This window comes from Prosthecobacter sp. (assembly GCF_034366625.1).
GTDB lineage: Bacteria > Verrucomicrobiota > Verrucomicrobiia > Verrucomicrobiales > Verrucomicrobiaceae > Prosthecobacter.
Genome location: NZ_JAXMIH010000006.1, coordinates 1,070,117 through 1,082,791, shown reverse-complemented (window position 1 = coordinate 1,082,791; position 12,675 = coordinate 1,070,117). Strand labels below are relative to the sequence as shown.

General features: G+C 59.9%; 8 protein-coding genes and 1 tRNA gene. 3 read left to right on the top strand and 6 right to left on the bottom strand.

The window, feature by feature from the left end:
* Window positions 1–24: 24 nt before the first annotated feature.
* The 6 genes from U1A53_RS07235 to U1A53_RS07210 form a co-directional block, all read right to left on the bottom strand.
* The gene (locus U1A53_RS07235; protein WP_322279932.1) at window positions 25–3,210 is read right to left on the bottom strand and encodes a DUF4838 domain-containing protein; all 3,186 of its coding nucleotides are present in this window, start codon (window positions 3,208–3,210) and stop codon (window positions 25–27) included.
* 70 nt (window positions 3,211–3,280) lie between these two features.
* Window positions 3,281–4,399: a sialidase family protein gene (locus tag U1A53_RS07230; protein WP_322279931.1), complete on the bottom strand. Its 1,119-nt coding sequence runs from the start codon at window positions 4,397–4,399 to the stop codon at window positions 3,281–3,283.
* A 48-nt stretch (window positions 4,400–4,447) separates the two neighbouring features.
* Window positions 4,448–4,699, bottom strand: coding sequence for a hypothetical protein (locus tag U1A53_RS07225; protein ID WP_322279930.1), 252 nt, complete (start codon window positions 4,697–4,699; stop codon window positions 4,448–4,450).
* A gap of 28 nt (window positions 4,700–4,727) precedes the next feature.
* Window positions 4,728–4,802 (bottom strand) — tRNA-Cys (locus U1A53_RS07220).
* A gap of 65 nt (window positions 4,803–4,867) precedes the next feature.
* Window positions 4,868–5,917 carry a tRNA epoxyqueuosine(34) reductase QueG gene (gene queG, locus U1A53_RS07215; RefSeq protein ID WP_322279929.1) on the bottom strand — a complete coding sequence of 350 codons (1,050 nt, stop codon included), beginning with the start codon at window positions 5,915–5,917 and terminating at the stop codon, window positions 4,868–4,870.
* Between the two features lie 53 nt (window positions 5,918–5,970).
* Window positions 5,971–7,737, bottom strand: coding sequence for a dynamin family protein (locus U1A53_RS07210; RefSeq protein ID WP_322279928.1), 1,767 nt, complete (start codon window positions 7,735–7,737; stop codon window positions 5,971–5,973).
* A 106-nt stretch (window positions 7,738–7,843) separates the two neighbouring features.
* Between U1A53_RS07210 and U1A53_RS07205 the strand changes: the two genes are divergently transcribed.
* From U1A53_RS07205 to U1A53_RS07195, 3 genes are all read left to right on the top strand, one after another.
* A complete protein-coding gene (locus U1A53_RS07205) occupies window positions 7,844–8,836 on the top strand; it encodes a hypothetical protein (RefSeq protein WP_322279927.1) in 993 nt (330 codons plus the stop codon).
* Between the two features lie 40 nt (window positions 8,837–8,876).
* Window positions 8,877–9,503, top strand: a complete 627-nt coding sequence (locus U1A53_RS07200) for a tetratricopeptide repeat protein (RefSeq protein WP_322279926.1) — start codon at window positions 8,877–8,879, stop codon at window positions 9,501–9,503.
* A gap of 104 nt (window positions 9,504–9,607) precedes the next feature.
* Window positions 9,608–12,673: an AAA family ATPase gene (locus U1A53_RS07195; RefSeq protein WP_322279925.1), complete on the top strand. Its 3,066-nt coding sequence runs from the start codon at window positions 9,608–9,610 to the stop codon at window positions 12,671–12,673.
* Window positions 12,674–12,675: the final 2 nt, after the last annotated feature.

Genomic DNA, 12,675 nt, shown 5'->3' with positions numbered 1-12,675 from the left:
CGCGGGCAGCGCCGACCTGTCGGACTATTTCCGCGCCTGCTTCACCGCTTCGATGGATTTCATGATGTTGGTCTTCCACACGCCCTGGAGCTTGTCGGGGTTCGCGCGGTCCAAAACGGCCAGCGCCTCATCAAAGCGCCCTTTTCGAGTCAAAACACGGGCGATGCCTTGCAGGGCACCAAACTCGTCGGCACCGCCGATCTGTTTGCGGTCGGCGATGATGGCGTTGTAGGCTTCGAGGGCCGCATCGTCGTTCTTGAGATTGTTTTCGCGGTTTTGGCCTTGGAGGAGCAGGATCGCGTCGCGGGTGCGCGGTTCGCTGGTGAACTCGAGCGCGGCTTTCAGGTCCGCTTCGGCTTTGTCGCCGGTTTTGGTGATCGAGTAAGCGCGGCCACGGGCGTGGAAGCCATCGCCGCGTTTCCAAAAGGGCCATTGGGAGATGTCTTCGCTGGCGAATTGAGCGATGACTTCGGGCGCTTTGAAGGTGGCGAGCAGGTGTTGCATCTGCGCGGCTTTTTTCACGGGGTCGATGGGAATGCGCTCGATGATCGCGGGTGCGTTCGCTTTGTCGTAAAACGCGGCCTGCTCCAGCGCGGCGGCTTTTTGGAAGTCGGTGAGCTTGCCTTCGGCAATGGCGAGAAAGCCAGCGGCTTTGCGCTGCTGGGATGCTTCGCGGAAGCCGATGACGAAGTCGGTGACGCTGGGATCGGCGTCGAAGACGTGCGAGCGTCCATCATAGAAGTGCGCAAATTTCATCGGCTCGTGGAAGCCCTCGATGCCGGTGGGGGAGAAGGCGCTGTGCTCCTGGCCGTCTTCGCGAATGCGCTGGCGACAGAGGTTGATGTGCCACGGCAGTGTTTGGATCGGTTTGCGGCCGATGACCTGATGCAGCGGATCGTTTTCATCCTGCGTGACGGGGATGCGGATCTCGACGGTCCAGTGATCGTCGGCGATGTGCGTGGCGACCTCCGCCTTGGAATCCCAGCCGAACCACTGGCCGCGTGGCGCACCGCGGTCGAGATCGACGATGTGGCCGTTCGGACTGATGGCGATGGAGTAATACGAGTGCGTTTCAGTGGCGAGTTCGATCTCGATGGCGTCTCCATACCAGATGGCTTGATCGTCCTCACGGGTGGCGGCGATATTGAGCTTCTCGCCACGGCGTTCATCGCAACGAACCGCAAAGCAGACGCTATTCCCCTGCCAGCCGGCTTTGAAGGTGGTGCCAAAGGTGGGCGCGCGTCCGGTTTGCAACTCGCGCAGACGGCCGGTGGCGGCGGTGGGGCACTTTTGCCAGTATTCGTCATCGAGTTTGCCATCAATGACGACGTCCTTCGCGTCGCCCACGAGGCGCACGAATGGCACGGGGCCGCGTTTCTGACCGAGCTGCTGCGATTTCATGCGCAGGCCTTTGAGATAGTCGTCGATGAGGGCGATGCGAGCCGCATAGGTTTGTAGAGGAAGACGTGAGTCTTCCAAAGCGTCGGAAGTCTCACGACTTCCGCTACTGACTTTGGCCTTGGCCTTCTCGAAGAGCGCGAGCGCCTCATCCGCCTTCGCCTTGTCCTCATCCATCGCGGCGTAGTGCTGCTCGCAGTGGTTGAAGAAGGCGAGCATCTGCTGCTCGGCGGGGCCGTAGAAGAGACGGCAATATTCGCGCAGCGTGGCGTCGGCGTCGTAGGCCTTGCCTCCCCAGTAGGCACGGGCGGTGAAATAGACCTGGAAGTGATTGAAGCCGATGCCGACTTTGTCGAAATCCTGCCGCACGGTGAGCCAGATGTCCTCGCCGCTGGAGACGCCCTTCGTGGCATTGATCGTGTCGCCCAGCGCATGTGGCACGAATGATGGCAGATACCAGCCGCGATCCGTGAACGGGTAGTTCTCGAAGATAAAGATCGGATTCGCGCTCTTCGCCGCCCACGCGGCACGCAGCGCCTCGGGTGACGATTCGTCGTTCGCCTTGCGGCGGCCTTTGTAAACCGGACTGCGACCACCGACGATGCCGACGACCACATTCGGCTCCAGTTTGTCGATCTTCAGCGGCGGCAGTGTGTAAACGCCGTAGGCGCAGTTGAGGATCTTTTTGGTGGGATGCGTCTTGCCGACCTCTTTGGCCACACGATTGACGAAGTCCCATACATAGTCGCTGAGCAGGCCGCGCTCATTGCGCTCGGGAGAGTCCTTGCCCTTGCACTTCTCGCACTGGCAGATGGCCGTGTAGCCGTCCGGCGGCATGATGGAAACGCTTTCAAAGGGATAGTGGTCGAGCGTCTCGCGGGCGAAGCGCACGGTCTCGCGGAAGAGTTCGTCGTTCGAGTAGCAGAGCTGGTTCTTGCTGTCGCCGGGGCGGTAGTCGCGCTTGCCGCCGTAGAGCGCGAACCACTCCGGGTGCGCGGCGAAGGTGGCGTCATTGCCCGTCATCGTGTCCATGCCATGCGCGACCATGAGGCGCTCGTCGTTGCGCATGCCGAGGCGCATCGTCCACAGCGCCGTCTCCCAGCCGACGATGCTGAAGCGGAAGTTGAACTGCCGCAGCGAGAAATCTGGTCGCACCGTCTCTTCGAGCTTTGGCAGCTCGATGGTCTTCAGCGAGGGCAGCACCTCACCGAGTTCACCCGGCAGATACCAGCGCGCGCCGAGCTTTTGCAGGAAGCCGCACACCGCATTGAAGCTGCCGCGCTCGTCGATGCCCCACACGTCGAGGAACTCGTTCTTCGCCGTCGGCACGCCGTCGGGCTTTCCGATGTCGCCGGGCAGTCGCAGCCTGTTTTTATACAAACCGGCCGAGTGCAGGCTCCATGTCGAGTGCGTGAGCTGATGCCATTCCTCCTGCGCACGCGGGATGTCGCCATTGTGCTTCGCAAACGGTTCCGTGATCGTGAAATCGCTGTCATCACCGACGAGCGCCATCCAGTCCGCACCCGTGGCGATGCGATACGCGCCCTCCTTGAGTGCCTCCGCGTTCACCGGGCACGACTTACTCGCGCCGATGAACACCTTCACCGCCTGTCCGCTCGGCTGCGTAACGATGGGCAGCCGCGCGCCGCTGATCTTCTCGATCTGCATGCGAAACTCATGCGCGGCGACACGCTGCATGCGCGTGGGCGTTTCCGAGATGATGATTTCGGCACGAGGCTGGCCGTTTTCGACGAGGAGGGGCTGCGCAAAGACACTGGATGTGGAGACGAGGAAAAGGAGGAGACGGCACATGACACGTGATGAGATATTCGTTCTGCTGGAAACGGAGTTCGGGCGTGATTCACACATCACGAATCATTCCTCACTTCGTCACCATCGCGTCCGTGGTCTTCAAATCGAAGCGCAGGCTGACGACGCTGTGCTTTTCCTTGCCCGGCGCATACTTCACATAGGTGGTGGCGACGATGGTGCCGTCGGGCAGGAGTTCCATGCCGGGATAACCGCAGTCTCCGCCTGCGTTGCTGTGGAGAAGTTTGACGCGGTATTGGCCGGGCTTGGCCTGCTTGAGATCATCGTAAGTGCCGACCCAGGCGACGAAGTGGCCTTTCGTGGGGCTGTTAAGCGCTTGATCGCGGAAGGCGACGACCATTCGGCCGTCTTTGGTGAACACGCCTGCATGGCGATCGCCGGTGAGACCCCAGGAAGTGTTCATCGGTGTCGTCCAAGTTTGTCCCTCATCATGACTGAACATCATGAGGCTGCGTTCCTTGTGCGTGTTTTCGCGCATGAGGCAGCACAGCTCCACGCCATCGGGCGAGCGAAAAACAAACGGCTCGCAGGGATTTTTGCCTTCGACTGCGGCGACGACCTTCGGCTCGCTCCATGTGAAGCCACCGTCGGCGGTGATCGTTTGCAGCACCTCAAGCGGCGCTTTGTCGGCACCGCCGGGGCCTTTGTGATAGAGGCCGAGGTAACGGCCATCATTGAGACGCACGATGCTGCTGAAAGTCATCACGCACGGAAAACCGAGCGGCGGCATCTCCTTCCACGTCTTGCCCGCGTCCTCACTCATGATGCTGGGCATGCCGGGGCCTTTGCGATTGTCTTTGGCGGCGGAGAAGACCCACAGACGTTCCTTGCCCGCCGAATCGGTCATGCGGTAGATGCTGGGGCAGTTTTGATGCGTTTTGAAGCCGGGAGGCAAAAGTTCATCCAAGCGTGACCACGTCACGCCACCGTCATCGCTGCGTGACATTGGTCCTGCGGCACCACCGTGATTGATGCACCACACGCAGTAGATCGTTTTACCATCCGGCATCAAGGTCGTCGTTGGGTGGCCTTGATAAACCTGCTCCGTGCCAGCGGCGATCGTGGTCTGGCGGTCCTTTTGATCCGAAAGGTCCACAAGGGGCAGGTCGGGCTTTTCTTCGGCGTGGGAGACTGAGAGAGCAACGAGGACAGCGAGTGAGAGGCGTTTCATGCAGATTCAATCAACCGCAAACGACGGCACTGTCTTTCGCACCCGGCCTCACTTGCGGAATGACTTCAGAAAATTGAAGATCAACCAGACTTGGGCGAAGCCGATGGCGACGAGCAGGAGGCCCAGTTCCAACTCACTGTCTTCTTTCGGCACGGCCAGACGCAGAATGAGCGCCAACATGATGATGCTGATGAAGGAAAGCACGGAGCCGATCACCGGACTGCCACCGGATTGCGTGTCAGGCGTGGGGATATGCGTCGGGAATCCTTCCTTTCTCGGATCTTCTGGATCTTCGCTCATGGCAATGAGACGTGGATGGTTGGAGAAGTGGAGGCGAGGGCGGGAATTGAACCCGCGCATACCGGTTTTGCAGACCAGTGCATTACCACTTTGCTACCTCGCCACGCTCGAAAGCGGGCGGAGAGTAGGGGGAATCACCGGAGATGTCAACGGTCAAGGGGTCAACGGTCAAGTGTCGGGCGATGGGCTGCTTTGGAGGGCATGCCGCTGGCGGATTTCGGCGATGGCCCACTGTGCGTGCTCGGCAACGAGAGGTTGGGGATCGTCCGCGGCGGCCTTGAGAGCGGGTAAATCGTCCGGCGTGCCGACATTGCCGAGAGCGACGCACACGTTGCGGAGAAACGCGGGGCGCTTGATGCGCTTGATGGGGGATTTGGCAAAGAGGGCGCGGAAGTCGTCGTCGGTGAGCAAGAGGAAGTCGCGCAAGGACTTGGAGAAGACGGTTTCGCGGGCCTGGAATGCGGCTTCGCGCGCTTCCTGGGCGTGGCGGTTCCACGGGCAGGCATCGAGGCAGGCATCGCAGCCGTAGATGCGGTCGCCGATGGCGTGGCGGAACTCGAGCGGGATGCTGCCCTTGTGCTCGATGGTGAGGTAGGAGATGCAGCGACGTGCATCCATACGCTGGGGCGCGGTGATGGCCTGCGTGGGGCAGGCGTCGATGCAGCGGGTGCATTTGCCGCACATGTCCTTCGCGGGCGTGTCGGCAGGCAGGTCGAGCGTGGTCAGGATGTCGGCGAGGAAGAACCAAGTGCCGAGATGGCGGTGGATCTGCATCGTACTTTTGCCACCCCAGCCGAGACCAGCCTCGCTGGCGAAGTCACGCTCCAAAACGGGACCGGTATCAACGTAGCGCCGCTGTATGCCGCCATGAGCAATGAGGAATTCGTCGAGTTCGCGGAGCTTTTTCTCGATGAGATCGTGGTAATCGTCGTTCCAGGCGTAACGGGCGATGCGATAGTCGGTTTGCGGGCCGGGGCCTTGAAAATAATTCAGCGCCAGTACGATGACGCTTTGTGCACCGGGCAGGACAACGCGTGGATCGGTGCGGCGCTCAATGTTGCGTGCCATCCAGGCCATGTCACCGTGCTTGCCCTCGGCGACCCATTGTTCATACAGTTCCCGATGCGCGGCGGGCAGCGCGGGCGCGATGCGGCAGTCGTCAAAGCCGAGCGAGCGGGCCTTGGCGAGGAGTTCGGTTTTGATCTCGGAGGGAGACACGGGGAAAATGATGAAATCAGAATGACAAAAAATCCCGTGAAGGACAGCCTGGGTCAATTCTCAGCACGGGCCGACGTCAGCGAACGGATCTGCTTGTCGAGCCCATCGAAGGATTCGGCGAGCTGGCGCAGGCGCTCGACGTGAGTGGACTGCTCGCGCTCCACATGCACAGCGTTGGCCTGGGCCGGGTTCAGGGTGTCGAGGAACTTCGTGAAAATGGCGGTGACATCCTCAGTGACCTGTTTGGACAGCATGTCGCGCAGCGTGACGGAGGATTCCTCCAGCTTGTCGAGGATGGCGTTGCGGGCGTTGCTCAGCCGGACCTGGGTGAGCAGATAAACCACCGCGAGGAGCAGCACTCCCGCACCGGCGGCGATGCCTGCGCTCGTCATGCCGTCAAACCAGCCGCACAGCGCCGTCGCGATCACCACCGGGAGGACAAGACGTGGCAGCCAGCGTGCGGTCACTCGCGCACTCTCGAGTCCGGGTTCGATGTCCTCATCAAGCTTCAGGCCGATCACGAAGCGACGAAGCGACGAATCGACATGCGTGCCGAAACGACGGCGCAGCTCGCTCTCCTCCTCGCCGTAATCATGCGACGGCATGACCACATCCACCGGGAACAGAATCCCACGGCCCTGGGCATACAGGAAGCGCTCGAACTGATGCACGTCTTCTTCGAGCACGAGGCTCACCTGCCGCCAGCGGTCACCGGTGCGGTGCTGCAATTCCTGAAACAGACGGTGGTCGAGGCTCTGCTGGCGTGCGCCGGATTCGTTTTCGTCCTCGGCATCTTTGCGCTGAAAGGCTTTGCGCGTCGCGAGCGCGTCGTTGGCGAGTCCTGCCACACGCATCACCGATTCGTGGTAGTCACGCTCCGTGGCATCGAGCGCTGGAAGGATTTTCTTCAAGGTGCGGTCCACCTGAAGCTCTCGCTCGGTTTGCAACTCCTGCAACACGGCTGCCTTGCGTTGCGCGTTGCGCATGCCAGTGACGAAGCGCTCGCGCATCTGGTCGAGAATCTGGCGCGCCAGCCGCATGGTGCTGGCCAGCTTGTTCAGACGCGCGGCGTTGTGCCGCACGAGGCCGGAGATGTGGGACTCAAGCGCGTGAAATCCGCTGTCCTGCAGCAGGCGCTCGCGGTCGATGCCGGAACTGCGTGCGAGGAAGGCTTTTTTGGCCGAAACGGCGAACAACGGGAAATCACGGCCAAAACGCTGCCGCGTGAGCTGGCCCATGTAGTCGGTGATGACCTGGATTTCCTCCGGGCTGCGCAGATCGCTCTGCTGGAGCACGAACACCACATGGCGCATCCACTCGCGATGCACTTTTTCCAAAAACTGCCAGGCGGAAGCTCCCCATGGATTCATCGCTGAAAAAACAAAGATCACCAGATCAGCGATGGGCACGAAGCGCTCCGTGATCATCTGATGCTCGTTCTCGACGGAGTTCGTGCCGGGCGTATCGACAATGTGGAAGTCGCGCAGGAAATCGACCGGCGCATACACTTCATCGAGCGTCGGCGTCACCGGCACCACGCTGTGCTCCGTGCCGTGTCGGAAGAAGAGAATTTTGCCCGTTGTCGGCAAAATGCCGGTTTGGGAAAAATCCTGGCCGAAGAGCGCATTGAGGAAAGTCGATTTGCCCACGTTCACCTCGCCCACGACCACGAAGACAAACGGTTCCTTCAGGCTGGCGATGAGATTGTCGATGATGGCGGCGGACTCGACATCGCCACCGGATTCACGCAGCGCCGCAGCGAGAGCCAGCAGGTCTGTGCCAATACGTGAACGCAGTTCGAAATAGTCATCGCCGATCATGGGGTACGTCAAAGTGTCGCGTGCCACTCTCATCGCAACCTTCGAGCACAGGTTTCCGCCGCATCGCCGCTTGCTGCCGCTGTGAACCGCTCCTAAAGAACGCGGCTTGACCGAACGGACACCAACCAGTGAACCCAACCACGCCAAACGCACGCCGTGGTGGCTGTGGCCGCATGTGCTGAGCCTGGAAGCGCCGCTCGTGGCCGTGCTGTGGCAGCGCGTGCTGGCGCAGGCGCACGGGATCCGGCTCACGCCGCTGCTGGATGCCGGCCTCGCGCTCGCCTGCTGGGTGATCTATGTGCTCGACCGCACGCTCGATACCTTTGGCACGAAGAACGTCGGCGAACTGGATGCGCGGCATGCTTTTTATCACCGCCACCGCCGCGTGCTGATGCTGGGCGTTATCCCCCCGGCGCTGCTGGTGCTGGCGTGGATGGCTTTTTATGTCATCCCCGAAGGCATCTTATGGCAGGCCGTGGGTTTGTCGCTGCTGGTGGCCTTGTATCTCGCGTCGTGGTCGGCGCGGAGCAGCCGAGTCTCGCGTGATGTGTTCATCTGCTGCGCCGGACTGGGTGGCATCACGCTCATTTCAGACATGCCGATGTCCACGGGGTATCGTTTCGCTCTCAGCCTGCTCGTGCTGGGCGTGATGGTGCTGTCGTTTCTGCGGCAGTTGGAAATCCGCATGGGCCAGGTGGTGCCCAAGGAAATGACCGCCGCGCTGCTCTTCGCGCTGGGCTGCACCACGAGCACGCGGTTTCTCGCGATGCCGGACAGCATCCTTGAGCCGGTGCTGGAATCGCTGCTGCTGGCGCTGCTGTTTGCCTGCAATCTGCACGGCATCTCCGCGAGAGAGCGAAACAACACGGCAGGACATGCGGCGCTGGTGATCGGCACGCTGCTGTTCACGCTCGCGGTGCTGTGGATGATCGAGTTTGGCACGCTGGAGCATGCGTTGCGCGGACCGGCGCAGGCGGCGCTCGGTGCCGTCGTGCTGCACACGCTCGTGCAGCGTTCCGGAAAACATGTTTCGGTCGAGGCACATCGCGTGCTGTCCGATCTGGCGTTGATTCTGCCCCTGCCGCTCGCGTGGCTGTGAGTTGCGCAAAACCCGGTGGCGGCGACGTTTGACGAACATCATGAAAAAACTGCTCTCCCTCCTCCTGCTTGGCCTGTTGTCCTCCGTTGAAGCGCAGGAAACGCCAAACGCGTTGTTCAAGCAGGGCGTGGATGCCTTCTTCGATGCCAAACCGAAGGAATCCGTCGCCGCGTTCGACAAGCTGATCACCCTCGCGCCTGATTCCAAGCCGCAGCTCTGGCAGCGCGGCCTCTCGCTCTACTACGCGGGCGATTTCAAAGGCGGGCGCGAACAGTTTGAAGTGCATCAAACCGTGAACGGCAACGACGTGGAGAACGCCGCCTGGCATTTCCTCTGCATCGCCAAGGGCGAGGGCGTGGAGGCCGCGCGCAAGGTCTTCATTCCCATCGAAGGCGACAGCCGCATCCCGATGAAGCAGGTTCACGAACTCTTCGCCGGCAAAGGCAGCGAGGAGGCCGTGCTGAAGGCCGCCGAGGAAGGCGAAGGCGAACGCCTGCGCAACCACCGCTGCTATGCGCATCTCTACCTCGGCCTCTATTTCGAGGCCACTGGCGACGATGCCAAAGCCAAGGATCACATGCTCAAAGCTGCCAAAGACTTCGCCATGGACCACTACATGGGCAAGGTGGCGCAGGTGCACGTGAAGATTCGTGGGTGGGAGAAGTAGGTAATCGTCAAAACAACCGCTTACACCGACCTCGCTGTGCCGCTCGACGGCTGAAGATGTCTCCAAGGTTGTGCATCGTTACCCACTTGCCATGCTGAGCGACCATGTTCACCTGGGTTCCCATTCATCAAGAGGCGGCGGAAAAATTGCGTGCCTACCGGCGGCATCAGCCGGAGTTGATTCAAGTCATTCGAGACATGCGTGCGGCGGGCCTCAAAGCCAGCTCCATTGAGGACATGGATGCCGATGGACGGCGTTTTGAGCTTCTCGAAATCGACCCATTCACCTTCATGGGCAATTTCAATCGTGGTGTCACGGATACGAACCGCACAGCCATGTGGCGCTTCCTCAAGGAACGATGGTCGCTCACTTCGGAAGTTCCGCAGGATTACGACGGACTGCCGATCCTCAACAACCAGTCTGCCTGGCTGATGCCATATTCAAAGCGACGCGATCCCCATCACGTCGAAACGCTGTGGGAGGTCTTTGAGGTGCTGATGAAATCCAGTCCAGAAGAAGGAACTCTCACAGCCGAAATGCTCGACGCCTGTTTTGCGCTTCGCAAGGTCGGCAAAGCCACTCTGACCATGGGCTTTTTCTGGTGCCGTCCGCAAGCCTGGCCCGCGTTGGATCGCAAGAACATCGCCTTCGCTAAAACGAAGGGAGTTACCACTGAACCAGACGATGGGGCCTCATATCTATCTTGGATTCACGAGTTGCGGCGAGTGGTGGGACCAGATGTCATTGAGTTCTCACGTCAGGCCCATCTCTGGGCTGAAAGTTCCCCGCAGAAGTTTGGGCACCCGTTTGATTTCATGTTTGATGACCGGCAGCAGGCAGACGTCGTGCTCGACCGACTGCGCAGCTACCTTTTCGACTTGGATGACGGCGACAACACAGGAGGTGTGCGGTTGATCATCAGCAGCAAAGTTTACCAGACCACGAAGGCTCCGAAGGTGCCATGCACGGCTTTCCGCATCATGTATGGCCGTTGGGTGGTGATGGACTATGGCGCAAGCAAGACGGAGAAAATCGTCAGACTGGTGCTGCGGGAGGATTCCCCGATCGCAGCTCAGGCATCTCACCGCTGGAGTGTTTTCGAGATTCAAATCGACGGCCATGCTTATGCTGTGTTCACCTTTGAGCTGGATGAGTATTTGGAGAACGTCGCCCTTCAGCAGGAGCATCTTGCTGTATCTCTTTGCGTGAGGGATCACTTTCGTTCGATGAAGCGTAGTCCCTACTCGGAGGATCATCGCCCAGAACTCTGGCAGCTCATCATGGAGCCTAATTCACGAACGGAGCTCCTCCTGCAAGGTCTCAAAGAGGTCGCCCAAAACAAGGCACGCCCCATCTGGCTTATCGCGCCCGGAGAAAACGCCAAACTGCTGCCTGAGTGGCGCGAGCAGTCACACATCACGATTGGATGGGGGAAAACAGGAGATCTGAGCCATTTGACCGAGTTGGATCAGGTTCGCGAAGCGTTGGCCACCACAGAACCGGATGCGGGGAAGAACATTGTCGGCAGCATGCTTCATGACTTTGCCCAAGGAATGCAGGAGGGGGACGAGGTTTTCCTCAAAGGCGGCCTGTTTCGTATCCTCGGACGCGGTGTGGTGCGCGGTGAGTATGAGTTTGTTGAAGGCGCAGCAGCACGACATTGCCACCAGCGATCCGTGGAGTGGCTGGATGACCGTGGGATGGACGTGCCGGATGGCGTGCAATTGCCACAGGTCACACTCAGTCGCCTTGAGGATAAAGCAGAATTGATGGCGGCCATCCGCGAGTTCTACAGCAGCAATCCCGACACCTCGGTAGTCCAAGAGCAACCCGGCAATTCATCAGCAGCTCCCAATTACTGGTGGTTCAACTGCAATCCAGACATCTGGGACATCGAGAGCCGCATCGAGAAGGAGAAGGTGTCCAACGATGAGGTTGAAGTTTACACAGCGGTCAATCAGAACGGTCGCAAGCGCCAAAAACCGCAGTGGTTTGCCGCAGCACGTCCCGGAGACCTCGCCATTGCCTATGTGACATCGCCGAAGCGATTTGCCGTGGCGATCTGTCGCGTGACTCGCGGCATGGCCGAGACAGGAGGCGTTGGTGTCGGTTTTTCCATCATCGAGAAACTGCGGCGTCCTGTGCTGCTGGATGAGATGAAAGCCCAGCCGCTACTGAAGGCGAGCGAACCGCTCAGCTTCTCTCAAGCCTCGATTTTGCGGCTGACGAAGGCGGAATTTGACTCGGTGATCGAGCTAGCGGAGTCGGACGTGGAATCAGCAGCCTCCGAGCCGTCCATCTATGATATGGGTGTCGCTTTGAAGGATCTCTTCATGATGCAGGAGAAACTCGAAAGCATCTGCACCACCCTCCGACGGAAGAAAAACCTCGTGCTCCAAGGCGCACCTGGCACGGGAAAGACCTTTGTGGCGCGCCGCCTTGCCTATTTGCTGATGGGCGTGAAAGACGAGAGCCGCGCTCCGATGGTCCAGTTTCATCAGAGCATGAGCTACGAGGACTTCGTGCAGGGCTACCGCCCCGATGGCAACGGCGGGTTCGTTTTGAGAGACGGCCCGTTTTACCGCTTCTGCCGTCAGGCCATGACTCGACCGGATGATCCACATGTGTTCATCATTGATGAGATCAACCGGGGAAACCTCTCCAAAATACTCGGCGAGCTAATGATGCTCATCGAGTCCGATAAACGGAGCCCATCCTATGCGCTGCCTCTCACCTACACCTCGTCTCACGAAGATCGTTTTTATGTGCCGGAGAATGTCTTCATCATTGGCACCATGAACACGGCGGACCGTTCGCTAAGCATGGTGGACTACGCCCTGCGCAGACGCTTTGCCTTTGTCGAAATGGAACCGGGCTTTGCTCATCCTGCCTTCCGTAGCTTTTTGGAGTCCAAAAAGATTTCCCCCGGAGTGTGTGATCGCATCATCCAGGGCATGGCCTTGGTAAATGAGCGCATTACCGGAGATGCGGCCAATCTTGGCAGCGGCTACCGCATCGGACACAGCTTCTTCGTCCCCAATTCGGAAGTTCACGATGCGGAAGGATGGCTGACGGATGTGCTCACGCATGAAGTCCTACCGCTGCTCCAGGAATACTGGGTGGACGATCCGAAAGGCCTCGGTGCCGCTCGTCAGGCACTCGGCATTTGAGA

Bases quoted from the DNA above. Each gene is read 5' to 3' on its own strand.
- U1A53_RS07235 (WP_322279932.1), bottom strand. From the start codon at position 3,210: ATGTGCCGTCTCCTCCTTTTCCTCGTCTCCACATCCAGTGTCTTTGCG.
- U1A53_RS07230 (WP_322279931.1), bottom strand. From the start codon at position 4,399: ATGAAACGCCTCTCACTCGCTGTCCTCGTTGCTCTCTCAGTCTCCCAC.
- U1A53_RS07225 (WP_322279930.1), bottom strand. From the start codon at position 4,699: ATGAGCGAAGATCCAGAAGATCCGAGAAAGGAAGGATTCCCGACGCAT.
- U1A53_RS07210 (WP_322279928.1), bottom strand. From the start codon at position 7,737: ATGATCGGCGATGACTATTTCGAACTGCGTTCACGTATTGGCACAGAC.
- U1A53_RS07200 (WP_322279926.1), top strand. From the start codon at position 8,877: ATGAAAAAACTGCTCTCCCTCCTCCTGCTTGGCCTGTTGTCCTCCGTT.
- U1A53_RS07195 (WP_322279925.1), top strand. From the start codon at position 9,608: ATGTTCACCTGGGTTCCCATTCATCAAGAGGCGGCGGAAAAATTGCGT.